The organism is Rhizobium sp. KNZ2-6A, assembly GCF_056755475.1.
The window spans coordinates 75,786-98,175 of record NZ_JBNDIC010000006.1 but is presented as its reverse complement, the minus strand read 5'-3'; the positions used below and the strand labels follow the sequence as shown (position 1 = coordinate 98,175).

Genomic DNA, 22,390 nt, shown 5'->3' with positions numbered 1-22,390 from the left:
GATCAATATCGAGGTTGGATTTCCCGTTACATTTCAGAGTGGATAACTGGTTTTTCAAACGGATGTTATGAAAACATTACCATCATCCACTTCCTGGGCAAAGACATGTGCCATGAGCCCAATTTACCAGTATCGTAGTGACACATTCCCCCAGGCATGACAATTAATTCCACCTTAAAGGCAGTGGATCGTTAAGGTGGCATTAACCCTGTTTGCCTGTTCAACGCCATGAAAACTCAAGATTTTGAGCATGTTTAACGGACGTTAACCATGTCTGGAGTTTTCGGCCCTGAATGTGCCAAAATTTAACTGGATGGCCATGCCCGGGCCGCAACTATGCGGCATGTCCGTAAAACAGTCATAGATAAATGACGGAGCATTGGCACATGGCAGCTTTGAATATCGCATTTGAATCTCCGGATAATTCGAGGGGCGCTGCCCCTTCACGGGAGCGGGCGATCGATCTCGTCCATCTCGGCAAGCAGACGATGGGCGACAAGGCGCTCGAGGTCGAGGTGTTGCAGATGTTCGCCAGGCAGGCCCGTTCCTGCCTGCAGGAGATCGGCAGCGGCGATCCCAGTCGCATCGAGGCGGCATCGCATAAGCTGAAGGGGGCGGCCGGCGCCGTCGGCGCTTTCCGTGTCGCCGATGCAGCCGGGGCGCTCGAGAGCAATGTCGGCGATGCCGCGCGCATGGCGGCAGTCACGACCTGTGTCGTCGAGGCCGAGAATTTCATTCTGAAGCTCTCGCGCTGAACCGATCCGCCTGAAGGTCAATGGAATGTGATGCCTGTGCCGCCAGACGGATAACCGTTTCGGCGGCGCAAATGTTGACTGCCCCAGCGATTTGTTGGAAGTAAAATTCCGATCGTCCTTCATTTACGAATATCGGAATTCACCCACATGACCAAATTGACCATCGTCGCCTTCGACGGCACGCGCTTTGACCTCAATGTCGATGAGGGATCCACCGTGATGGAAAATGCCGTGCGAAACTCCGTTCCCGGCATCGAAGCAGAATGCGGCGGCGCATGCGCCTGTGCCACCTGTCATGTCTATGTCGACGAGGATTGGACCGCGAAGGTCGGCGGTCCCGAGGCGATGGAAGAGGACATGCTGGATTTCGCTTTCGACGTCCGGCCGAACTCGCGTCTTTCCTGTCAGATCAAGATGAAGAGCGCGCTCGATGGGCTCGTCGTGCATGTGCCGGAACGCCAGGCCTGACGCCTTCTTCGGCGCGTTTCCTCCGCATGGAGCCTCTATACCAGCTGGATAATTTACTCCCGAGCCCAAAAAAAGCCCCGCTCAGCTAATCAGCGAGCGAGGCGAGGCGGGCGCATCACCGACAGGCAAGGGAGGAAACACCTGCGGCTTAAGGACGCGCCAGGAGAACACTTAGCGCATGCTTTGAAAAACAAACCCCGACTGCGCCGAAGAGCGAACAAACCCGCCGCCGCAGGCACTCTCAATCGATCTTTTCGAGATCCCGCCCAGTATTTTTCGAATCACCTAGTGCGTTTATCTCTGTAATTGATAGGAAAAACCTATTTCAGATTCTCGTAAAGTTCAAAGAACGACGTAGCCGGACGATTCACAGAAATAGTGGCTGTTTTCCCACAGTCGGCGTTCGTCCGTGAGCAATTTCCCTAAAATGATGGGCGCACGATCTATCGCTTGCCACCGTGACGGCTGCGGAAATACAGTAACCGCTGTATCCGGTTCTGGAAATTGATCGCCTCGATCCGGTCGAAGCGGGCCTGGTCGACGTCGTGTCGCTCGGTTACCCGCGTCGTCACGTCGTTTGCTTTTTCCTGAAGCGCATCGCAATTGCTCGCCGATGGCAGGGACAGGATTTGCCTTTCCATCTGCCGCGCGTGCTCGCGAGCGATCTCGACGTGCCGGTCCTCATGGCGCCGGATGTCGGCGGCCAATGTGTCCCATATCGTCGAAAGCTGCTTGCTGGCATGCCGCCGGTCACGCCAGCGCGGCAGGATGATTTCGGTATCGACCGTGACCTTGACGCTGGAGATATGGCAGCGCCCATTCGCCTCGCTATAAGTCGCGCTGCCGCCGAAGCGGATTCTCGTCGCGCCGGGATGATGGCTGCTGGAACCCATCGCAAGCGGCCCGCGCTGATTCAAAGCCGCATCGAGCTCGTCGGCTGTGTTGCCCTTGATATCGAAATAGGAGATGGATTTGCGGGCGACGACTTCGGCATCGGCCACGCTGGGTATGCAGAACGCGAGCAACAGAGCACACGAAATACTTATCTTATAGAACGCAAGCGGCATTCGTGTCGCTACCATGTTGAACTTCGGCGAACCTTGCGGCATAGCCACTGTGAGCGCAATATCAAGCGCAAGGTTTTTTCATTTTCAATGGGATGGGACGGTTCGTGACGGAGCTTCGCAGCCAGACATGGCATGTTGCCCATGGCCGCAGCCTCGAGCTTGGCAAAGAGAGTGCCATCATGGCGATCGTCAATGTGACGCCGGATTCCTTTTCCGACGGCGGGCATTACGAGGCCGTCGATGCCGCTGTTGCGCATGCCTTGGCCTGCGTCCAGGAAGGGGCTGGCATCATCGACATCGGCGGCGAATCGACGAAGCCTGGTGCCGCCGCCGTCAGCGCCAGCGAGGAGCAGGGGCGGGTGCTGCCCGTCATCGAAGCCTTGCGCGGCAGGACTGACGCCTTGATCTCGGTCGATACCTATCGTGCCGATACGGCGCGGCTGGCGGTCGGGGCCGGCGCACATATCGTCAACGATGTCTTCGGCCTGCAGCGCGAGCCGGATATCGCCGCCGTGGCGGCGCAAACGGGGGCCGGGCTTTGCATCATGCATACCGGTCGTGACAGGCAGAAGCTGCCTGACGTGATCGACGACCAGATGCTGTTCCTCAGTCGATCGCTCGATATCGCCGTGGCGGCGGGTGTCGACAGGCAGAATATCGTGCTCGATCCCGGTTTTGGCTTTGCCAAGGAGAGCGCGGAGGAGAATCTGGAACTGATGGCGCGGTTCAATGCGCTGCTTCGCTTCGAGCTGCCGCTGCTGGTCGGTACCTCGCGCAAGCGGTTTATCGGCACCGTCACGGGCCGCGATGCGTCCGATCGCGATGTCGGAACGGCTGCGACCAGCGCGATCCTGCGCCTGCAGGGAGCTGCGCTATTCCGCGTACACAATGTCGCAATCAACAGGGACGCGCTGGCGGTTGCGGATGCTATTCTCAGAACGCGCGCGAGACTTAAACATGATCCTTGAAGGTAGGGAGCGTTTTTCGGACGCCGTCGTGCCTGTTCGAAACGGAGGGACGCCATGAGCGCCGTGACATACACCATTACTCTGCAGAACTGCGCTTTCTTTGCTCGCCACGGCGTGCATGACGAGGAGGAATTCCTCGGCCAGCGCTTCTTCGTCGATGCCGAGCTCGATGTCGAGGCGGGCGATGCGCTGGAGCGCGATTCGATCGACGATACCGTCAATTATGGCGTCGCATTCACGGTCATCGAGGAGATCGTGACCGGACGCCGTCGCTATCTGATCGAAGCGCTGGCGCTCGATGTGGCGAAGGAGCTGTGCCGGCGCTTTTCCAGCATTCGCCGTGCCAAGATCACGGTGCGCAAGCCCAATGCCCCGGTTCCGGGCGTCCTCGATTATGTGCAGGTGAGCATTGAGCATTTTGCCTGAAAACCTGGCGGTGCGGACGACGCTCGGTCTGGGCGGTAACCTGGACAATCCGGTCCATGCCATGGCGCTCGCCCTTCGCACACTGGATCAGCGCGCCGATTGCCAGGTGGTTTCGGTGTCGCGGCTTTATCGCACGCCGCCCTGGGGCAAGACCGACCAGTCCTTTTTCTACAATTCCTGCGCGGCGATCGATACCACCTTGGCGCCGGAAGCCTTGCTTGACGTCTGCCTCGATATAGAGCGGCAGATGAAGCGGGTGCGGATCGAACGCTGGGGACCGAGGACGATCGATATCGATGTGCTGACCTATGGCGATCTGCTGCAGGTGGAGCCGCTTTTGACCATTCCCCATCCGCGGATGGTCGAGCGTGGCTTCGTGCTGATGCCGCTTGCCGATTTTGCAGCCGATCTCGTCGTCAATGGCCGCAAGATCAGCGACTGGTTGCGGGAGGTCGATGTCGAGGGCATCGAAGTCGCGGATGAAAGCCGCGACTGGTGGCGAACAGCCTGAACAGCAATATGAAAAAAGCAAAAGGCCGGCGAGTTTGCCGGCCTTTTGCTTCCTGGGCGTTGATATCCGAAACTTACTGGATCGATCCGACTGCCATCTGGTCGACATCGGCCCGCTTCAGGGTGACGCCGATGACGGGCACCATCTGTTCGCCGACCTTCACCGAGATGGTGACATTCATCGACTTGCTGTCCGAAACGCGCGCGATCATGGCGCCGTTCAGCTTCTGACGGATCAGTCCGAGGACGACGGTATTGTCGTTGACCGTGCCCGACGTGACGTCGAGGCCCTTGCCGGCTGCGCCATCAAGGAATTTTCCGCTATAGGAGCCGCCGCTTTGCGTGATCTCGGCCGACATGGGTTGCTGGAAGACCCCGACGCGGCACGTGCCGTCGAGCTTGACGCCAGCATTGCCGCCATCGGACGGCTTGCCCGTGAGGTTGCAGGTGAATTTCGTGCCCTTGTACTTGCCGGCAACGATTTCGCCGGGGCCGCTCCAGGTGCCGGAGATCGACTGGAAGAAGGCCTTGTCGCGGGGCGCCGCGTCGGCTGATTGCACCCCAGCGCCTGTAGAGAGGGCTGCGGCGGCAAAGCTGCTTACAAGAAGAAATCGACGCGAAAACATGGATATTTCCTAGCGAGGCGGAACCGTAAATCTGGTTCTCACTTTTGCCGTAGAATGGTTAATGCTTGGTTTCCATGATGCTAAAGCACCTGATTTTCAGGTCATCACGTCGGGTTGCGGCCGGTGATGTTCGGCGTGAGGTCGCCGGCGAAATCGGCGATGCCGGGTCGCTTGAGTGCCTTGAAGGCAAGCGGGCGGCAAAGATCCATCGCCGCTATTCCAATCCTCGCCGTCATCATGCCATTGACGACGCCTTCGCCAAGACGCGCTGACAATTTCGACGCGAGCCCGTGGCCGATCAGTTGCTGGATGATGCTGTCGCCGACCGCGATTGAGCCCGTCACGGCGAGGTGGGCGAGCACATCGCGCATTAGCCTGATCATGCCGAGCGTGCCCGGCCTGCCGCCATAGAGTTCGGCCATGGCGCGGACCAGCTTCGCCGCCTCGTAAAGAACATAGAGGATATCGACGAGGGCGCGCGGACTGACGGCTGTTACGACCGATACCCGTTTTGAGGCGCCGACAATCAGCGCTCGCGCCCGGCGGTCGAGCGGGCCGAGGAGCTCGCGCTCCGCAAGGTCGATCAGCTGTGGCGCATCGATGACGTCATCCTCTGCCGCCTTCAGTGTCGCGCGGCCTCTGGCCGTGTCCGGGTTGGCTTCCAGCAGCGTGCAGAGCCGCTTCACCAGCGCTTTGGCGCGGGCAGGCTGGGTCTCGACGATGGCGGCCTCCGCCTCGGCCTTGATGGTCTGCACGGCGGCGAGCCGCATCACTCCAGCCGTTTCGCGGATGACGATGGCAAGTACGGCCAGAATGCCAATGGCTACGACCGCAAGGGCGGTATAGCCCAGCCAGTCGGCCCGGCTGAACAGGTCGCGGATGAGTTGGTCGGTCCAGAGGCCGAAAGCGAGCGAGACGAGAATTCCGAGCGCGCCGAGTGCCACCTTGCCGAAGGAGAATCCCCTGCGGCGCGGCCTGGCTATGGCGGTTCCGTCCGCATCGGCGTCGAGGGTCGGATTGATGAAGGGATCTTCTTCGTCCGAAGTCAGGACGACATCTGTATTGAAGCTCTGCGGCTTGCGCACCGCCGGCGGGATGGACCTGATATCGGTATCTTTTCCGGAGACGCCCGGTTCCAGCGTAAAGGCGGCGGGGCGGCGGTTGCCGTTCGGCCCGTTTTCGGTCGGCTTCGTCATGCGAGACGGTCTCCGAACAGGAACTGCATGGCGCGGTCAAGGCGGATATGCGGCACTGACAGCTTGATGCCGCTGCCGGTTTCGTCCAGCTCCGGCGGACGGAACCGCACCACGTTCACCTCGGGCAGATGGACCTCTGCCCCATCCGATTCAAAAGCTTCGAACAGCCAGCGGGGATTTTCCGGGAGATCGCCGGGAAATATCGCGGTCTTGCGATTGCCGTCGAACAGTTCGCCGGCGATGGTTTCCTGGTTCATCGGCGTGCCGACGATGACAGGAAGCGTCTGTCCGTCGCGGGTCACGGTTGCCTCTCGAGTCGCACGCACGGAGGCGATGGCCATGACCTCGATGCCGGCACCCGCCATGCCGATACGCTCTATGGCGCGTTCGACGAGGCGGCGTGTCAACGCCTCCAGCCGGTCATGGCTTTCATGATGGAGGTGGTCGGCCTTGGTGGCGGCGACCAGCACGCGATCGATGCGGCGGCCGAGCAGCGAGGAGAGCAGGGAGTTCGTGCCGGGGCGGAAGCATGCCAGCACGTCCGTCAGCGCCCGTTCTAGATCCTGCACCGCTTCGGGGCCGCGATTGATGGCTTGCAGGGCATCGACAAGGACGATCTGCCGGTCGAGGCGGGCGAAATGCTCGCGGAAGAAGGGTTTGACGACGACAGTCTTGTAGGCCTCATAGCGGCGCTCCATCATCGCCCATAGCGATCCTTTGGGAGCAGCGCCTTCGGCCGGCAGCTTCAGCGGCGCAAAGGTAAGGGCAGGTGAGCCTTCGAGATCGCCAGGTAGAAGGAAGCGGCCGGGCGGCAGTGTGGAAAGCGAGCGTTCGTCGGATTTGCAGGCCTTCAGATAGTCGGCGAAAGCGGTCGCAAGGTCGCGTGCCTTCATTTCGTCCGCGGTTTCAGCGATATCGGCCTGCTCCGTCATCTCCAGCCAGTGACGTGACAGTTCGGCGCGAATGCCGGTTTTCGCCAGAGCCAGCGTTTCCTCGCTGAAAGCGCGGAAATCCTTGGCGAGCAGCGGCAGATCCAGCAGCCATTCGCCCGGATAATCGACGATATCGATGGAGAGACGGCCTGGCGAGAACAGGCGGTTCCAGCCGCTGGCGCTTTGATACTCCAGCGTGATGCGTAGCTCGGAGATGGCGCGCGTCGAATCCGGCCAGGTGCGGTCTTTGACGAGCGCGCGAATGTGATCCTCATATTGAAAGCGCGGCACGGCATCATCCGGCTGCGGCTCGAGGCGAACGGCGGAAACGCGGCCGGACTGCACCGGCTCGAAAAGCGGCAGGCGGCCGCCATTCAGGAGATTATGCACCAGTGAGGAGATGAAGACGGTCTTGCCCGAACGGGAGAGGCCTGTGACGCCCAGACGAATTGTGGGGTTGACGAGGCCGGCGGCGCGATCGGCGAGATTGTCAAAGGCAATAAGGGCGTCGTCGGTAAAAGAGGTCAGGCTTGGGGGCAAGGCGGGATCCCTGGATGACAGCGTGACCGTGAATATAGGGATCGAAACTTGCTCCGAAAAGATGAAGACGTAAACGTCTGCAATCAGGGGAGCGGATGTTTTTCCGGCATTCGGTAGCAAGAACCATCAGACTTGATTGAGCTTGTCCGGTAGCTTCCGGCTCCATTTCTGGAGCGGAACGCTTGGAGACCGGTTTAAGATTGCGGCGTTGCGGGTAGGTGCTGTTATATGAGCCTTTACATGGCCACGCCTATGCCAGGGAATGGTGGGGGCCAGAGTCGATCGAAAAAATGCTCCGATTGCAGGCAATTGCCTAGCTTCGATCTGTCCAGATGAGGATCGCTATGACCAAGGAACATCCGATCGGTGCGAAGCTCCCGCGGATTGGCATGCTGCTCGCCGGAGATAGGTCATATCCGAGCTTCGCCGCTTTCTGCGAGGGCCTCGGCGCGCTTGGCTACGCCGAGGGCCAAACCTTCGCAATGGAAGTGCGCTTCTCGGCGGGCCAGCTTGATCGGCTCCCGGTCCTCGCGGAGGAGTTGGTGGCCACCGAGGTTGACGTCATCGCCGTGATCGGCGCGGTAACACTCCAAGCCGTACGTCGCGCGACCTCCGATATCCCTATTGTCTTTACGGTCGTGCTCGACCCCGTTTCCGCCGGCCTGGTCAGCGACGTGCGACAGCCAGGCGGAAACATCACAGGGGTGACGAACTTCGACCCTGCGCAGGCGATGACCCAGATCAAAATCCTCAAGCAAACCCTCCCCAATCTTGCACGGCTCGCGATCCTAGGGGATGCGGGTGTGCCAGACACGCTGCCGAACCTCTATACGGCTGAGGCCGAGGCCGCAGGATTGCATCCCCAAGTAGTGCTGTTAAGGGGAGCGGAAGACGTTGAGGGGGCTTTTGAGGCTTTCAGGGGCGAAGGTGCCCATGCCTTGCTGTCTCTGGAGGTGCCACGCACCAGCACTCACGGCCGGAAGATCACCGAACTGGCGGTGTCCGCGCGGCTGCCGACGATGTTCGGACGAGACTTGGCCCGCTATGAGCCGCTGCTGGCCTACGGCACGAGCCTCGCGGCTGCGGCCCGGCAAATGGCCGGAATGGTCGATCGCATCCTCAAGGGGGCGAAGCCGGGCGATATTCCCATCGAGTGCGTCACCCAGCCCGAGTTGATCGCGAATCTAACGGTCGCCAGGCGGATCGGTATCACCATTCCACCGAAGGTGCTTGCGCTTGCCGATGAGATCATCGGGTAAGCGTCAACAGAAACGACGAAATCCTTTCAAATCGGTCCTTAACTCACACCCGGCGGTCTTTGCTGCCAAGTCCCGCATTTTTCGGGGAAGCGAGACAAGCGTCTCGGCGAATATCCCTATTCGGTGACGAAGTCGGTCAGGACCCAGCCTGACGGCGTGGAATCGATGACGGCGAGACCGGCCGTCGGAAAGCCGCGCGGGAGCGCGCCGGCCATAGCCTCGCGCCCGATCAGGGCTGCGAGCGTCAGCTCGATGATCGGGTTGTGCGCAACAAGCATGACCGAGTCCTGATCAGTCTGCGCTGATATGAGCGACAGGTAGATGTCCGGCGTGCCGTTATAGAGCGCGTCGACAAAGCGGAATTCCGTCGAGGGTGTGACGGCGCGGCGCATGGCGTCGGCAGTCTGGCGGCAGCGCAGGGCCGTGGATGAAATGACGAGATCCGGCTTATAGCCTTTGTCGGCGGCCTCGTCCGCGACGATCTCGGCTGCAGCATAGCCGTTGTCGCTCAAGGGACGGTCGAAATCCTTCTGGCCGGGAGCGGCCTGCTGGGCCTGGGCATGACGCAGGAGATAAATCCTGGAGGGTGGCGGCGAAATGCTGACCATGGCGAAATTCCGGAGCTCGATTTCCTTAATGAGGTAACGTCTCTTTGCATGTGCAGTCAACTGCGGCGCGATCCGCCGGAACGCCAAATATCCTACCTTCACGCGAAGGTTACGGGCGACACGAATCCGCGTTAGTGAGAAGAAGTGATGAAAAAATAGACCCTTAGCCGAATTTTATGACAAATTTAAAAATCAGTTGACAGCATCTATTTGGCTTGAACCGGCACTATTGGTTGGGATATACAGCCCAGCCATATGAGATGTTCTTCAGGAGAATCGCGTTGAGTGAGAAGATCGATCTTAGGAATTATGTGCCCTCGGAAGACGAGGAGTTCATGAATCTGAATCAGCGAGCCTATTTTCGAGCGAAGCTGGTAGCCTGGAAAAACGATATCCTTAGAGAAGCGCGCGAAACGTTGGATCATCTGGCGGAAGAGAGCGCAAATCATCCTGACCTGGCCGATCGGGCTTCCTCGGAAACGGATAGAGCCATCGAGCTTCGCGCTCGCGACCGCCAGCGTAAACTCATCTCCAAGATCGATGCCGCATTGCAGCGTATTGAAGACGGTACTTACGGCTATTGTGAAGAGACCGGCGAGCCGATCGGCCTGAAGCGCCTGGACGCGCGTCCGATCGCGACGCTGTCCATCGAGGCGCAGGAACGCCACGAGCGCCGGGAAAAGGTTTATCGCGACGAATGATCGAGCTGTCGGCTCGACTGGGTACTAAATAAAAGCACGAGGAATCCGTTTCTCGTGCTTTTTCGTTTCCGGCATTTCACGCCGCGCATTATTTGTCGCGGCTGACGCTCATTTCGCCGAAGATGCGCGCCACTTCCTGCTGGAGGGCACTGTCGGCACCAGTCAGCGGCGGCGCAAGTTCGGGCTCGACCCTCTGCGCCGGGCTTGGTGCCGGCGATGGAGCGGGCTGCTGTTGCACCTGCCGTGGCGCCGGTGCATTGGGAATGATCCGCTCGGCAGTCAGATTTTTCGACATTTCGGCTTCGAGTATGCGCTGGAAATCGTTGCCGGGCTCAACGGGGCGCGGAGCTGCGGCGACAGGCTCGACGGGCACTGGGCGAACGGGAGCCGGCTGTTGCTGCGGCAGGACGACATGGCGGGCGGCGTCCAGTATGTCGGCGACCTCGGATTCGCTGATGGTCGGAGCGGTTTGGGGAGCTGGTTGCGGCGGACTGACAGCGGCTAGTTGGGGACGTTCGGCAGCCACGCGCGGCGTCGGCGCCGGCTCCAAAACCGGGCCAACGGGCGTTTCGGAGCGCAGATAGGCTTCGATCCTGTCCCCGGTGGATTGCAGACGCTGTGGAGGCGCTGCGGGAGGGGTATCGAGCTCGGCAGCCTTTCCCGGCTGTTGCTGCCGGCTTTCATATGCCGGGGGGATTTCGACCGGTGTCGCGGCCACGCCCGCGCGCGCTGGATCGGAGATGCCGGACTCGATGACGATATCGGTCGGACCGCCGATCATGATCAGATGTTCAATACCGTCGCGCCTGACGAGCACGAGACGGCGGCGGGCATCGACGGCGGCGGCGTCCAGCACCTGCAGACGCGGCTGGCGGTTCTTGCCGCCGCGCACGAAGGGAGAAGGCGCTCGATTGCGCAAGACCCAGAGAATGGCGATCAGCACGATCAGGGCGATGCCGACCCCACCGGCTGCAAGGAGGAAACGGCTGCCATAGGCTCCGGCGATGTCGTCCAACATGTCGAGATACTCCCGTATTTTTCCCCGACGTCGCGGCCTATTATGCAGCTACGGCGGGTAGATGCCTTGAACTTGGCCTTCCTATGCGGCGATCATATGAGCAGGATCGCGGCGGAGACAAGATGCGATTGATACCTCTTGTGCTCTATTGCCTGTGAATTCAAGCCTTTCTGGCTCGGCAAAGCTTTTTGCCGATGACGCAAATTGATAAAGAAGATTCGAAAGGTCCGACTCCGGCGATCCTTAACGTGTATGACATGTCGCGAGGAGAACGGCGGAGACGAGGGGTTTATGACGAAGCAGCGTCCGTCCGACGAGTATAGCGTGCCGCTGGTGGATCGCGGGGTTCGTTCTGGAACCGTGCTGCGCATCATCCTGCTGGCGCTCGTTCTCGTGGCCGCTGCCGCGGCCTTCGTCGTCTTCAAGAGCCAGCTCGACAATGAAGCGGTTCTCGGCGGTCTCGGCATTCTTGCCATGGTCGGCATCTTCTTCCTCGTTTCCTCGATCATCGGCTTCGTCGAGGTGATGCCGCAGCCGCAGTCCGACAGCCTGGCGCGGTCGTTTCTCAACAGCCATCCGGACGGGACGCTGATTACCGACGAGAAGGGACGCATCGTCTACGCCAACGCCGCCTATGGCCGGCTGACTGGCGCCGCCAAGGCGACGGAAGTACAGTCGCTGGAGATGCTGCTGTCGCGAAACCGTGAATCCAACGAGGCTTTGTATCGTCTCGCCAATGGTCTGCGCGACGGCAAGGAGGGATCGGAGGAGTTCCGGTTGCTGAAGCCGCTCGGTCCCTTCAACGGGATCGGCCAGGGAGCCCATTGGTATCGCCTGAAAGCACGGGTGCTGCCGCCGGAGCAGGATAGCAACAAAGCGCTGCATATTTGGCAGATCACCGACATCACCTCCGAGCGCGACGATCAGGAACGCTTCTTCAAGGAATTGCAGAACGCGATCGATTATCTCGATCACGCGCCGGCCGGTTTCTTCTCCGCCGGCCGCAAGGGCGAAATCTTCTATCTCAATGCGACGCTTGCGGAATGGCTGGGCTTTGACCTCACCAAGTTCGTTCCCGGCTCGATGACGATTGGCGATCTGGTGGCCGGCGAGGGGCTGGCGCTGATCCAGTCCGTTCAGGCGGAGCCCGGCTTGAAGAAGACGGTGACGCTCGATCTCGATCTGCGTCGCGCCAACGGCCAGAGCCTGCCGGTGCAGATCGTTCACAGCGTCACGTCGATGCGCGATGGTGCTCCAGGCGAGAGCCGCACCATCGTCCTGACCCGGCAGAATGGTGCCGACACGGAGCAATCCGCTTCGGCTGCCGCCATGCGTTTCAGCCGCTTCTTCAACAATACGCCGATGGCGATCGCTTCCGTCGATGGCAACGGTCGCATCCTGCGGACGAATGCGCCGTTCCTGAAGCTTTTCTCGGATCTGGTATCGCGCGACGATATCGAGCGTGGCGCCGCCCTGGAGAGCGTCGTCAACGAAAGCGACCGGGCACAGCTGCAGCAGGCGCTGGCGGCCGCCAAGGACCGGCAGGGCGACATTCCGCCGATCGACTCCCGCAATCCGAAGGACGAGGCACGGCATTTCCGCTTCTATATCAATGCGGTGATCGACCAGACCGACGAGGCGCCGGAAGAGGCCGCTATCGTCTATGCCGTCGAGGTGACCGAGCAGAAGGCGCTCGAGACGCAGATGGCGCAGACGCAGAAGCTCAATGCCGTCGGTACGCTCGCAGGCGGCATCGCGCACGACTTCAACAATGTGCTGACCGCGATCCTTTTGTCGTCCGACCATCTGCTGCTGCAGGCACGGCCTTCGGATGCGAGCTTCGCGGATCTGATGGAAATCAAGCGCAACGCCAATCGGGCGGCGGTGCTGGTGCGGCAGTTGCTCGCTTTCTCGCGCAAGCAGACCATGCGGCCAACGGTGCTGAACCTCACCGACGTAATCGGCGACTTGCGCATGCTGGTGGATCGGCTGCTGTCCGGCACGCATGTCAAGCTGGATGTCGATTACGGCCGCGATCTCTGGCCTGTCAAAACCGATCTCTCGCAGTTCGAGCAGGTGATTATCAATCTTTGCGTCAACGCCCGCGATGCCATGCCCGGCGGCGGCCAGCTGACGCTACGCACCCGCAATCTGCTCGCGGCCGATGTCAGCGCCTTCAATTACCCCTATCTGCCGCATGAAGACATGGTGCTCATCGAGGTCAGCGATACCGGCACCGGTATCGCGCCCGAGATCATGGACAAGATTTTCGAGCCCTTCTTCACGACGAAGGAAGTGGGCAAGGGCACCGGCCTCGGCCTTGCGATGGTCTACGGCATCATCAAGCAGTCCGGCGGCTATATCCAGCCGGAATCGGAAGTGGGCAAGGGAACGACTTTCCGCATCTTCCTGCCGCGCCATGTCGTCGAAATGCCGGCCGTAACAGATGCAAAGGCGCCGGAAAGCCGCGATGTCGCGGCCATGGATCAGAGCGTCGGCATCGTGGCTCCGCCGGAAGAACCGGCCGATCTTACGGGCAAGTCCGCTGTCGTGCTGCTGGTCGAGGACGAGGAGGCGGTGCGGCGCGGCGGCAAGCGCATGCTCGAGACGCGCGGCTATACCGTCTACGAGGCCGGCTCCGGCGTCGAGGCGCTCGACATCATGGACGAGCTCGATGGCCAGGTCGATGTTGTCGTGTCAGACGTCGTCATGCCTGAGATGGACGGACCGTCGCTGCTGCGGGAACTGCGGAAGAAATATCCGGACATGAAGTTCATCTTCGTCTCAGGCTATGCCGAGGATGCCTTTGCCCGCAATCTGCCGGCGGATGCGCAGTTCGGCTTCCTGCCGAAGCCGTTCTCGCTGAAGCAGCTTGCCGTCGTCGTGCGCGAGACGCTGGACAAGAACTAAACGAGAAGCGGCTGTTGCCGATTGCAGCGCAAAGATGCTATCACCCCGCGCATGATCGATCTTGCCAAGCCCATCTGCCGTTTGTGGTGGCGCTCCTTCTAGGAGCGGCAGTCGTCATGTCTTGAAATCGACCCTGCCGCCGTGATCCGGCAGGCATGGTCCATTTCCGTTTTCCCTTCCCGATTGCGGCGGCTCCTTTTGCGGAGCAACGAAATGCATTCCCCCACCGATACCCGCCCCGTCATCCTGACGGGGGATCGGACCACAGGTCCACTCCATCTCGGCCATTACGTCGGCTCGCTGAAAAGCCGCGTCGCGCTTCAACACAGCCATCGGCAATTCCTGCTGCTGGCGGATACGCAGGCGCTGACCGACAATGCCCATGATCCCGGCAAGGTCCGGCGCAACGTTCTCGAAGTTGCCATCGATTATCTTGCCGTCGGCATCGATCCGGCGCTGACGACCATCTGCGTTCAATCTGCCTTGCCGGCGCTGGCGGAGCTGACGCTGCTTTATCTGAATTTCGTCACGGTCAGCCGTCTGGAGCGCAATCCGACGATCAAGACGGAAATCCAGCTGCGCGGCTTCGAACGCGACGTGCCGGCCGGTTTTCTCTGCTATCCCGTGGCACAGGCGGCCGATATCACCGCCTTCAAGGCGACGGTCGTTCCGGTCGGCGAGGATCAGGCGCCTTTGATCGAACAGACCAACGAGATCGTTCGCCGCCTCAACCGGCAGATCGGGCGCGACGTTCTCACGGAAGCCACGGCGATGGTGCCGAGCGTGGGGCGCCTGCCAGGTGTCGACGGCAAGGCGAAGATGAGCAAATCCCAGGGCAACGCCATCCCGCTTTCGGCATCGCCGAATGAAATAAGCGATGCGGTGCGGCGCATGTATACCGATCCGGATCACCTTCGTGTCGGCGATCCCGGCAGGGTCGAGGGAAACGTCGTCTTTACCTATCTGGATGCCTTCTGTGAGGATCGGCAGTTGGTCGACGACATGAAGGCGCATTATCGCCGTGGCGGTCTCGGTGACGTCACCCTGAAGAGACATCTTGAGGATATCCTTCAGGCGCTGCTGGCTCCGATCCGTGAGCGTCGTGCACGCTTTGCCGCCGAGCCGGACTATGTCATGGAAGTCGTGCGCGAAGGGACAAGAAAGGCGAGGGAGCGGACGGAGGCGACGCTTGCCGAATTGCGCGCCGCGCTGGGCCTGTTCTCGCTGACCTGAAACAAGAAAGGCCGGACGATCTTTTGAAGCGCCCGGCCGTTCTTTATATTTATTGCAGCTCTGATTATTCTGCCAGAGCGACGGCGATTTCGGCGGCCAGACGCGCATTGTTTTCGACAAGCGCGATGTTGGTCTTGAGGCTGCGGCCTTCGGTGATGTCGAAGATGGTGCTGAGCAGATAGGGCGTGACGGCCTTGCCGGTGATCTCGTCGCGCTCGGCGCTGTCGAGGGCGCGCTCGATATAGATTTCCATTTCCTCGCGCGGAATTTCGTCCGCTTCCGGAACCGGGTTGGCGATCAGCATGCCGCCATCAATGCCGAGCTGCTCGCGCGTCGACTGGAAATTGGCGATGGCAGCGGGGCTGTTCAGTGTCAGCGGGCTTGCCAGGCCGGAAGAGCGCGACCAGAAGGCCGGGAATTCGGTGCTGTCGTAGGTTACCACCGGAACGCCGCGCGTTTCCAATACTTCCAGCGTCTTCGGAATATCGAGGATCGCCTTGGCGCCGGCGCAGACGACGATGACGCCGGTACGGGAGAGCTCTTCAAGATCGGCCGAGATGTCGAAGCTTTCCTCCGCGCCGCGATGCACGCCGCCGATGCCGCCGGTCGCGAATACCTTGATGCCGGCGCGGGCAGCGGCGATCATGGTGGCGGCGACGGTGGTCGCGCCGGTGCGGCGCTCGGCGATCGCAAAAGCGATGTCGGCGCGCGAGACCTTCATCGCGCCTTCCGTCTTGGCAAGGGTTTCCAGCTCTTCCGGCTCAAGACCGATATGCAGTGTGCCGTGGATGACGGCGATGGTTGCCGGAACTGCGCCTTCCTGCCGGATGATTGCTTCGACGCTGCGGGCCATCTCGATATTGCCGGGATAGGGCATGCCGTGAGTGATGATGGTCGATTCCAGTGCCACGAGCGGGGCGCCGCGCAGCTTGGCGGCGGCAACTTCCTTCGAATAGGAGATCGGAAGCAGTGGCGAGATAGGCTGGGTCATTGTCGTTTCCAATTCACTGAAACAGTATACGCGTTTTGAGCAGGCTTCATGACAGAATTTCGGCCTTGGGAACAAGGGCCAACATCGTCTTCAAAAGCTCTGGAGAGAGATTTTCGGCGGTGGCGAAGGGCGATTGCACGGTGATCGCGGCGGCGGCCGCACCGTGGCGGATTGCCTCTGCGAGATCATGTCCGGCAAGCAGGGCCGATAGAACGCCCGAAGCGAGCGAGTCTCCCGCCCCGGTGACATCGGCGACGTCGTCGACGACGGGCGGCTGCAGGCTGACGACGAGATCGGGGGAAAATGCGATCAGCGGCCGCCTGCCGCGGGTGATGACGCCATTGCGCAGGCCGAGGGCGCGCAATCCGCTTACCCATTCGAGCGGATCTTCCGGCCGGCTTTCGGTCAGCGCGGCGGCTTCGGCTTCGTTGAGGAACAGATGATCGATGCCGGCAAGGCTTGGCTTCAGCCGCACGACTTTCGCCGGCGAGATCGCGATGGCCGCGACGGGGTTGCCGCAGACGGCCGCTCTTGCCGCGATCGCGGCTAACGTTTCGGCCGGCAGATTGGCGTCGCAGAGAACGAGATCGGTCTCTTCAAAGGCGTCGCGAACGGCGCGAATCGCCAGACGTCTTGGGACGAACAGCTTGTAGAGTTCCATGTCGGCAAGCGCGATGACCAGATTGCCGTCGCGTTCGAGGATCGCCGTATAGCTCGGCGTCTTGCGATCGAGGAAAACGAAGGGCCGGTCGTCGATGCCGGCATGGTTTGCCGCTTCTGCCACCATTTCGCCCGAGGGATCGCCGCCGCGTGGCGAGATGAGCCGCACGTTAAAGCCCAGGCGGGCGAGATTTCGTGCCGCATTGAAGCCGCCGCCGCCGGGCTCTTCGAACCATGCGCCGGGGTTGCTGGCGCCGGGTGCCGTCTCGCCGAAGATGCGGCCGCGCCGGTCGATATGGGCACCGCCGAGAACGAGAATCTTCTTCGCCATATGGTTTTCCTCAGCGGTCGAAAGGACGAATCGGACGGATCGATAACATCTCGCAATTCACCGTTCCGGCCATGCAAGTGCCTGGGAAGAAAGAAGAAAACAAAAATAGAACGGAATTCATTTTACCTTTTTCTTTCAATCGCTTGTTGTGCCCTTGCGATAAGAGAACAAATAGAGTACAGAATTCTCATCGGCGGCGACATTGCTAGAGCGGCTTCAATAACCTAAAGGTGGATCGGATGTCTCAGAATTCTTTGCGGCTTGTAGAGGACAAATCGGTGGATAAAAGCAAGGCACTTGAAGCGGCACTCTCTCAAATTGAGCGGTCGTTCGGCAAGGGCTCGATCATGAAGCTCGGCTCTAACGAGAATGTGGTCGAAATCGAAACGGTTTCCACCGGCTCTCTGAGCCTCGATATTGCGCTTGGCATTGGCGGCTTGCCGAAGGGGCGCATCATCGAAATCTACGGGCCGGAAAGCTCGGGTAAGACGACGCTGGCGCTGCAGACCATCGCAGAGGCCCAGAAGAAGGGCGGCATCTGCGCTTTCGTGGATGCGGAACATGCGCTCGATCCGGTCTATGCCCGCAAGCTCGGCGTCGACCTGCAGAACCTGCTGATCTCGCAGCCCGATACCGGCGAGCAGGCGCTTGAAATCACCGACACGCTGGTTCGCTCCGGCGCCGTCGATGTTCTCGTCGTCGACTCCGTTGCGGCATTGACGCCGCGCGCCGAAATCGAGGGCGAGATGGGTGACAGCCTTCCCGGTCTGCAGGCCCGACTGATGAGCCAGGCGCTGCGCAAGCTCACGGCTTCGATCTCGAAGTCCAAGACCATGGTAATCTTCATCAACCAGATCCGCATGAAGATCGGTGTCATGTTCGGCTCGCCGGAGACGACGACCGGCGGTAATGCGCTGAAGTTCTATGCCTCGGTTCGCCTCGATATCCGCCGCATCGGCGCCGTCAAGGAGCGCGAAGAGGTGATAGGCAACCAGACCCGCGTGAAGGTCGTCAAGAACAAAATGGCGCCTCCCTTCAAGCAGGTGGAGTTCGACATCATGTATGGCGAAGGCGTTTCCAAGACGGGCGAGCTGGTCGATCTCGGCGTCAAGGCCGGCATCGTCGAGAAGTCGGGTGCCTGGTTCTCCTATAACAGCCAGCGCCTTGGCCAGGGCCGCGAGAACGCGAAAATCTTCCTGCGCGACAATCCGGATCTCTCGCGCGAAATCGAATTGTCGCTGCGCCAGAATGCCGGCCTGATCGCCGATCGCTTCCTGCAGAATGGCGGTCCCGATGCCGACGATGGCGAATCCTCTGGAGAATAAAGATTTCCGGGAGCAATCCCGGGCTTGATGTGAGACTAAAATTCGAAACCGGCCGTATTGTCCAAGGGATGTGCGGCCGGTTTTGTTCGTGCGGCTGGACAGCGCCGGGAGCGAACGATAAAAGCCACTGACTTTGACGCAAGTTGCTGAGCGCAGGACTGAAGGGCCCCATATGAGCGGTGTGAATGAAATCCGGTCGACCTTCCTCGACTATTTTAAGAAAAACGGTCACGAGATCGTGCCGTCGAGCCCGCTGGTGCCGCGCAACGATCCGACATTGATGTTTACCAATGCCGGCATGGTGCAGTTCAAGAACGTGTTCACCGGCTTGGAGCAGCGTCCCTATACGACGGCGTCCACGGCGCAGAAATGCGTTCGCGCCGGCGGCAAGCACAACGACCTCGACAATGTCGGCTACACCGCGCGCCACCACACCTTCTTCGAGATGCTCGGCAATTTCTCCTTTGGCGACTATTTCAAGGAGCGCGCCATCGAGCTTGCCTGGAACCTGATCACCAAGGAATTCGGCCTCGATGCCAAGCGCCTGCTGGTCACGGTCTATCACACCGATGACGACGCCTATAATCTCTGGAAGAAGATCGCCGGTCTTTCCGACGACAAGATCATCCGCATCGCCACCAGCGACAATTTCTGGGCGATGGGCGATACCGGCCCGTGCGGTCCCTGCTCGGAAATCTTCTACGACCATGGCGATCATATCTGGGGCGGCCCTCCCGGCTCTCCCGAAGAAGACGGCGACCGTTTCATCGAGATCTGGAATCTCGTCTTCATGCAGTTCGAGCAGATCACCAAGGAACAGCGCGTTGACCTGCCGCGTCCGTCGATCGACACCGGCATGGGTCTCGAGCGCGTTGCCGCCGTGCTGCAGGGCAAGCATGACAATTATGATATCGACCTGTTCCGCGCGCTGATCGAAGCCTCGGAAGAGGCAACTGGCGTCAAGGCGGAGGGCGAGCATCGCGCTAGCCATCGCGTCATCGCCGATCACCTGCGCTCCTCCGCCTTCCTGATCGCTGATGGCGTGCTGCCATCGAACGAAGGCCGCGGCTACGTGCTTCGTCGCATCATGCGTCGCGCCATGCGCCACGCGCAGCTGCTCGGCGCGAGAGATCCGTTGATGTGGAAGCTGCTGCCGGCGCTGATCCAGCAGATGGGCCGCGCCTATCCGGAACTGGTGCGCGCCGAGGCGCTGACCTCAGAAACGCTGAAGCTTGAAGAGACCCGTTTCCGCAAGACGCTGGAACGCGGCCTGTCGCTGCTCAACGATGCGACCTCGGACCTGCACAAGGGCGACAGCCTGGACGGCGAAACCGCCTTTAAGCTCTACGACACCTATGGTTTCCCGCTTGACCTGACGCAGGATGCGCTGCGCGCCCGCGGCATCGGCGTCGATATTTCTAGCTTCACCGATGCCATGGAGCGGCAGAAGGCCGAAGCGCGTTCGCATTGGACCGGTTCCGGCGACAAGGCAACCGAGACCATCTGGTTCGAGCTCAAGGAAAAATTCGGTGCGACGGAATTCCTCGGCTATGATACGGAATCTGCCGAAGGCGTGATCCAGGCAATCGTCAGGGACGGCGTTGCCGTCGATAGCGCCTTTGCCGGCGACAAGGTGCAGATCGTCGTCAACCAGACGCCATTCTACGGCGAATCCGGTGGTCAGATGGGTGATACCGGTGCTGTCTCCAGCGACAACGGCAAGCTGACGGTGGGTGATACCCAGAAGAAGGGCGAGGGACTTTTCGTTCACGTCGCCGAAGTCTCGGAAGGCACGATCAAGGTCGGCGATGCCGCGGTGCTGACGGTCGATCATGCAAGGCGCTCGCGCCTGCGCGCCAACCATTCCGCGACCCATCTGCTGCACGAAGCGCTTCGTGAAGTGCTCGGCACCCACGTCGCTCAAAAGGGTTCGCTAGTTGCGCCCGAGCGCCTGCGCTTCGACGTTTCGCATCCGAAGCCGATGACGACCGAGGAGCTGAAAGTCGTCGAGGAAATGGCAAACGAGATCATCCTGCAGAACTCGTCCGTCACGACCCGCCTGATGAGCGTGGACGATGCGATCGCCGAAGGTGCGATGGCATTGTTCGGTGAGAAGTATGGCGATGAAGTCCGCGTCGTTTCGATGGGGCAGGGCGTGCGTGGCGCGAAGACCGGCAAGCCCTATTCCATCGAGCTTTGCGGCGGCACGCACGTGTCGGCTACCGGCCAGATTGGTCTCGTGCGCATTCTCGGCGATAGCGCAGTCGGCGCCGGCGTACGCCGTATTGAAGCGGTGACCGGCGAATCCGCGCTTGCCTATCTCGCCGAGCAGGATGAGCGCGTGAAGAGCCTTGCCTCCACGCTGAAGGTCCAGCCGACGGACGTGGTTTCACGCGTCGAAGCGCTGATGGATGAGCGCCGCAAGCTCGAGCGTGAATTGGCTGACGCCAAGCGCAAGCTCGCCATGGGCGGCGGTCAGGGTGGCCCTGCCGATGCCGTTCGCGACGTCAACGGCGTCAAGTTCCTTGGCAAGGCAATCTCCGGCGTCGATCCCAAGGATCTCAAGGGTCTGGCCGATGAAGCCAAGGCCAGCCTCGGGTCCGGCATCGTTGCGCTGATCGGTGTCTCCGAAGATGGCAAGGCAAGCGCTGTCGTCGCGGTTACCGAAGACCTTATCGGCCGCTTCAGCGCCGTCGATCTCGTTCGCGTCGCTTCGGCAGCCCTCGGCGGCAAGGGCGGCGGCGGCCGTCCCGACATGGCGCAGGCTGGTGGCCCGGATGGCGCCAAGGCCGATGAGGCGCTTGAGGCGGTTGCTGCGGCTCTCGCCGGCTAAAGGCTCAATTTTCTTGTAATCGCGAAAATGGCGGATGCTGCGGCATTCGCCATTTTTCTTTGCGCAGGCAGCTCCGCAGGATTTGTCAAATCGGGTTATGGTCTTGTCGAGCCGATCGATTTGCAAGGGGTTTGACATGAGTGGCGGAACGGCGTGGACGCTTTACGAGACCCGGTTGCGGCGGGTTTCGGCCTATATCCATGAGCATCTGGACGATGAACTCGATATGGAAAAGCTCGCCGAGATCGCCTGCATGTCCAGCTATCACTGGCACAGGATCTATCGGGCGATCTATGGCGAGACGGCGGCGGCGACCGTCAAGCGGCTGAGGCTGCACCGTGCCGCCGGCGATCTCGTAAACACCCGTCTCTCCGTCAGCGACATTGCAAAGCGGTCGGGCTATCCCAACCTCCAGTCGTTCAACCGCATCTTCAGATCCGTCTACGGCATGCCGCCGGCGCGATATCGGAATGAGGGAAGCCATACGATCTTCGAACCCAGCACCCAAGGAAGGATTACGGTCATGTTCGACGTTACGCTTCGCACCATTTCTCCGATGTCACTGATCGGTGTCGCCCATCGCGGCTCCTATATGCAGATCGGCCAGGCTTTCGAAACCTTGTTCGGCACCATCTTTGCTCGTGGCCTCGCCGGGCCGGATATGCGCATGATCGGCGTCTATCTCGACGATCCCGATGTCGTGGAGACGGACAAGCTGCGTTCCTATGCCTGCGTCACCGCTGGCCAAGGAATGACCGTAGATATGCCGTTTGAGCAGCGTTCGCTCGATGGTGGCGATTATGCCGTGCTGCGCCACAAAGGCCCCTATGCCGACATGCACAAGGCCTATCAATGGCTGTACGCGCAATGGCTGCCGGCCTCGGGGCGGCAGCTGCGCGATACCATCATGTTCGAGGAATATATCAACAACCCGCGCGACGTGCCGCCGACGGAGCTGTTGACCGATATTTATATGCCGCTGAAATAGCGGCATAAGATCTCTATAGAGGACTTCCTCTCAACATCTTGTACT

General features: G+C 60.6%; 20 protein-coding genes. 12 read left to right on the top strand and 8 right to left on the bottom strand.

What is annotated here, in order from left to right:
* The first annotated feature begins 386 nt into the window (after window positions 1–386).
* On the top strand, window positions 387–755 hold the full coding sequence (locus ACPYOP_RS06640) for an Hpt domain-containing protein (RefSeq protein WP_481409597.1): 369 nt from the start codon (window positions 387–389) through the stop codon (window positions 753–755).
* A 147-nt stretch (window positions 756–902) separates the two neighbouring features.
* Entirely contained in the window at window positions 903–1,223 is a 321-nt protein-coding gene (locus ACPYOP_RS06635) for a 2Fe-2S iron-sulfur cluster-binding protein (RefSeq protein ID WP_481409596.1), read from the top strand.
* 443 nt (window positions 1,224–1,666) lie between these two features.
* On the opposite strand, the gene ACPYOP_RS06630 is transcribed toward ACPYOP_RS06635, so the two are convergent.
* On the bottom strand, window positions 1,667–2,290 hold the full coding sequence (locus tag ACPYOP_RS06630) for a DUF922 domain-containing Zn-dependent protease (protein ID WP_481409678.1): 624 nt from the start codon (window positions 2,288–2,290) through the stop codon (window positions 1,667–1,669).
* Between the two features lie 92 nt (window positions 2,291–2,382).
* Between ACPYOP_RS06630 and folP the strand changes: the two genes are divergently transcribed.
* From folP to folK, 3 genes are read left to right on the top strand one after another with little or no spacing between them, the layout of a single operon-like run.
* Complete coding sequence (folP, locus tag ACPYOP_RS06625) at window positions 2,383–3,258, top strand: dihydropteroate synthase (protein ID WP_481409595.1); 876 nt, start codon at window positions 2,383–2,385, stop codon at window positions 3,256–3,258.
* A 54-nt stretch (window positions 3,259–3,312) separates the two neighbouring features.
* Window positions 3,313–3,684 carry a dihydroneopterin aldolase gene (gene folB, locus ACPYOP_RS06620; RefSeq protein ID WP_481409594.1) on the top strand — a complete coding sequence of 124 codons (372 nt, stop codon included), beginning with the start codon at window positions 3,313–3,315 and terminating at the stop codon, window positions 3,682–3,684.
* Complete coding sequence (gene folK / locus ACPYOP_RS06615; protein ID WP_481409593.1) at window positions 3,668–4,195, top strand: 2-amino-4-hydroxy-6-hydroxymethyldihydropteridine diphosphokinase; 528 nt, start codon at window positions 3,668–3,670, stop codon at window positions 4,193–4,195. The genes folB and folK overlap by 17 nt, the downstream gene beginning before the upstream one ends.
* Before the next feature lie 73 nt (window positions 4,196–4,268).
* Here the strand turns inward: folK and ACPYOP_RS06610 are convergent, their stop codons facing one another.
* From ACPYOP_RS06610 to ACPYOP_RS06600, 3 genes are all read right to left on the bottom strand, one after another.
* Window positions 4,269–4,820, bottom strand: a complete 552-nt coding sequence (locus ACPYOP_RS06610) for a hypothetical protein (RefSeq protein WP_481409592.1) — start codon at window positions 4,818–4,820, stop codon at window positions 4,269–4,271.
* A 104-nt stretch (window positions 4,821–4,924) separates the two neighbouring features.
* Window positions 4,925–6,016: a YcjF family protein gene (locus tag ACPYOP_RS06605; RefSeq protein WP_481409591.1), complete on the bottom strand. Its 1,092-nt coding sequence runs from the start codon at window positions 6,014–6,016 to the stop codon at window positions 4,925–4,927.
* A complete protein-coding gene (locus ACPYOP_RS06600) occupies window positions 6,013–7,488 on the bottom strand; it encodes a YcjX family GTP-binding protein (RefSeq protein ID WP_481409590.1) in 1,476 nt (491 codons plus the stop codon). The genes ACPYOP_RS06605 and ACPYOP_RS06600 overlap by 4 nt, the downstream gene beginning before the upstream one ends.
* 344 nt (window positions 7,489–7,832) lie before the next feature.
* Here ACPYOP_RS06600 and ACPYOP_RS06595 point away from each other — a divergent pair, with 344 nt between their 5' ends.
* Complete coding sequence (locus ACPYOP_RS06595) at window positions 7,833–8,747, top strand: ABC transporter substrate-binding protein (RefSeq protein WP_481409589.1); 915 nt, start codon at window positions 7,833–7,835, stop codon at window positions 8,745–8,747.
* Between the two features lie 116 nt (window positions 8,748–8,863).
* Here ACPYOP_RS06595 and ACPYOP_RS06590 read toward each other — a convergent pair whose 3' ends face one another.
* Window positions 8,864–9,355, bottom strand: coding sequence for a SixA phosphatase family protein (locus ACPYOP_RS06590; RefSeq protein WP_481409588.1), 492 nt, complete (start codon window positions 9,353–9,355; stop codon window positions 8,864–8,866).
* A gap of 281 nt (window positions 9,356–9,636) precedes the next feature.
* Between ACPYOP_RS06590 and dksA the strand changes: the two genes are divergently transcribed.
* On the top strand, window positions 9,637–10,056 hold the full coding sequence (dksA, locus tag ACPYOP_RS06585; protein ID WP_120664152.1) for an RNA polymerase-binding protein DksA: 420 nt from the start codon (window positions 9,637–9,639) through the stop codon (window positions 10,054–10,056).
* Between the two features lie 88 nt (window positions 10,057–10,144).
* Here the strand turns inward: dksA and ACPYOP_RS06580 are convergent, their stop codons facing one another.
* Window positions 10,145–11,074, bottom strand: a complete 930-nt coding sequence (locus ACPYOP_RS06580) for a flagellar biosynthetic protein FliO (protein ID WP_481409587.1) — start codon at window positions 11,072–11,074, stop codon at window positions 10,145–10,147.
* Window positions 11,075–11,326: 252 nt separating this feature from the next.
* On the opposite strand from ACPYOP_RS06580, the gene cckA reads away from it, so the two are divergent.
* Together cckA and trpS are read left to right on the top strand one after the other, a co-directional pair.
* Window positions 11,327–13,984 (top strand): cell cycle histidine kinase CckA, encoded by a 2,658-nt coding sequence (cckA, locus tag ACPYOP_RS06575; protein WP_481409586.1) that lies wholly within the window; start codon window positions 11,327–11,329, stop codon window positions 13,982–13,984.
* Between the two features lie 213 nt (window positions 13,985–14,197).
* Window positions 14,198–15,217: a tryptophan--tRNA ligase gene (trpS, locus tag ACPYOP_RS06570; protein WP_481409585.1), complete on the top strand. Its 1,020-nt coding sequence runs from the start codon at window positions 14,198–14,200 to the stop codon at window positions 15,215–15,217.
* Window positions 15,218–15,281: 64 nt separating this feature from the next.
* On the opposite strand, the gene ACPYOP_RS06565 is transcribed toward trpS, so the two are convergent.
* A complete protein-coding gene (locus tag ACPYOP_RS06565; RefSeq protein WP_481409584.1) occupies window positions 15,282–16,208 on the bottom strand; it encodes a pseudouridine-5'-phosphate glycosidase in 927 nt (308 codons plus the stop codon).
* Window positions 16,209–16,254: 46 nt separating this feature from the next.
* Complete coding sequence (locus ACPYOP_RS06560; protein ID WP_481409583.1) at window positions 16,255–17,199, bottom strand: carbohydrate kinase family protein; 945 nt, start codon at window positions 17,197–17,199, stop codon at window positions 16,255–16,257.
* Between the two features lie 239 nt (window positions 17,200–17,438).
* Here ACPYOP_RS06560 and recA point away from each other — a divergent pair, with 239 nt between their 5' ends.
* The 3 genes from recA (at window position 17,439) to ACPYOP_RS06545 (ending at window position 22,345) form a co-directional block, all read left to right on the top strand.
* Complete coding sequence (recA, locus tag ACPYOP_RS06555; protein WP_481409582.1) at window positions 17,439–18,524, top strand: recombinase RecA; 1,086 nt, start codon at window positions 17,439–17,441, stop codon at window positions 18,522–18,524.
* A 172-nt stretch (window positions 18,525–18,696) separates the two neighbouring features.
* Window positions 18,697–21,357 (top strand): alanine--tRNA ligase, encoded by a 2,661-nt coding sequence (alaS, locus tag ACPYOP_RS06550; protein WP_481409581.1) that lies wholly within the window; start codon window positions 18,697–18,699, stop codon window positions 21,355–21,357.
* 136 nt (window positions 21,358–21,493) lie between these two features.
* The gene (locus ACPYOP_RS06545; protein WP_481409580.1) at window positions 21,494–22,345 is read left to right on the top strand and encodes an AraC family transcriptional regulator; all 852 of its coding nucleotides are present in this window, start codon (window positions 21,494–21,496) and stop codon (window positions 22,343–22,345) included.
* Window positions 22,346–22,390: the final 45 nt, after the last annotated feature.

Bases quoted from the DNA above. Each gene is read 5' to 3' on its own strand.
- ACPYOP_RS06640 (WP_481409597.1), top strand. From the start codon at position 387: ATGGCAGCTTTGAATATCGCATTTGAATCTCCGGATAATTCGAGGGGC.
- ACPYOP_RS06635 (WP_481409596.1), top strand. From the start codon at position 903: ATGACCAAATTGACCATCGTCGCCTTCGACGGCACGCGCTTTGACCTC.
- ACPYOP_RS06630 (WP_481409678.1), bottom strand. From the start codon at position 2,290: ATGCCGCTTGCGTTCTATAAGATAAGTATTTCGTGTGCTCTGTTGCTC.
- folP (WP_481409595.1), top strand. From the start codon at position 2,383: ATGGGACGGTTCGTGACGGAGCTTCGCAGCCAGACATGGCATGTTGCC.
- folB (WP_481409594.1), top strand. From the start codon at position 3,313: ATGAGCGCCGTGACATACACCATTACTCTGCAGAACTGCGCTTTCTTT.
- ACPYOP_RS06610 (WP_481409592.1), bottom strand. From the start codon at position 4,820: ATGTTTTCGCGTCGATTTCTTCTTGTAAGCAGCTTTGCCGCCGCAGCC.
- ACPYOP_RS06605 (WP_481409591.1), bottom strand. From the start codon at position 6,016: ATGACGAAGCCGACCGAAAACGGGCCGAACGGCAACCGCCGCCCCGCC.
- ACPYOP_RS06595 (WP_481409589.1), top strand. From the start codon at position 7,833: ATGACCAAGGAACATCCGATCGGTGCGAAGCTCCCGCGGATTGGCATG.
- ACPYOP_RS06590 (WP_481409588.1), bottom strand. From the start codon at position 9,355: ATGGTCAGCATTTCGCCGCCACCCTCCAGGATTTATCTCCTGCGTCAT.
- ACPYOP_RS06580 (WP_481409587.1), bottom strand. From the start codon at position 11,074: ATGTTGGACGACATCGCCGGAGCCTATGGCAGCCGTTTCCTCCTTGCA.
- cckA (WP_481409586.1), top strand. From the start codon at position 11,327: ATGACATGTCGCGAGGAGAACGGCGGAGACGAGGGGTTTATGACGAAG.
- trpS (WP_481409585.1), top strand. From the start codon at position 14,198: ATGCATTCCCCCACCGATACCCGCCCCGTCATCCTGACGGGGGATCGG.
- ACPYOP_RS06565 (WP_481409584.1), bottom strand. From the start codon at position 16,208: ATGACCCAGCCTATCTCGCCACTGCTTCCGATCTCCTATTCGAAGGAA.
- ACPYOP_RS06560 (WP_481409583.1), bottom strand. From the start codon at position 17,199: ATGGCGAAGAAGATTCTCGTTCTCGGCGGTGCCCATATCGACCGGCGC.
- recA (WP_481409582.1), top strand. From the start codon at position 17,439: ATGTCTCAGAATTCTTTGCGGCTTGTAGAGGACAAATCGGTGGATAAA.
- alaS (WP_481409581.1), top strand. From the start codon at position 18,697: ATGAGCGGTGTGAATGAAATCCGGTCGACCTTCCTCGACTATTTTAAG.
- ACPYOP_RS06545 (WP_481409580.1), top strand. From the start codon at position 21,494: ATGAGTGGCGGAACGGCGTGGACGCTTTACGAGACCCGGTTGCGGCGG.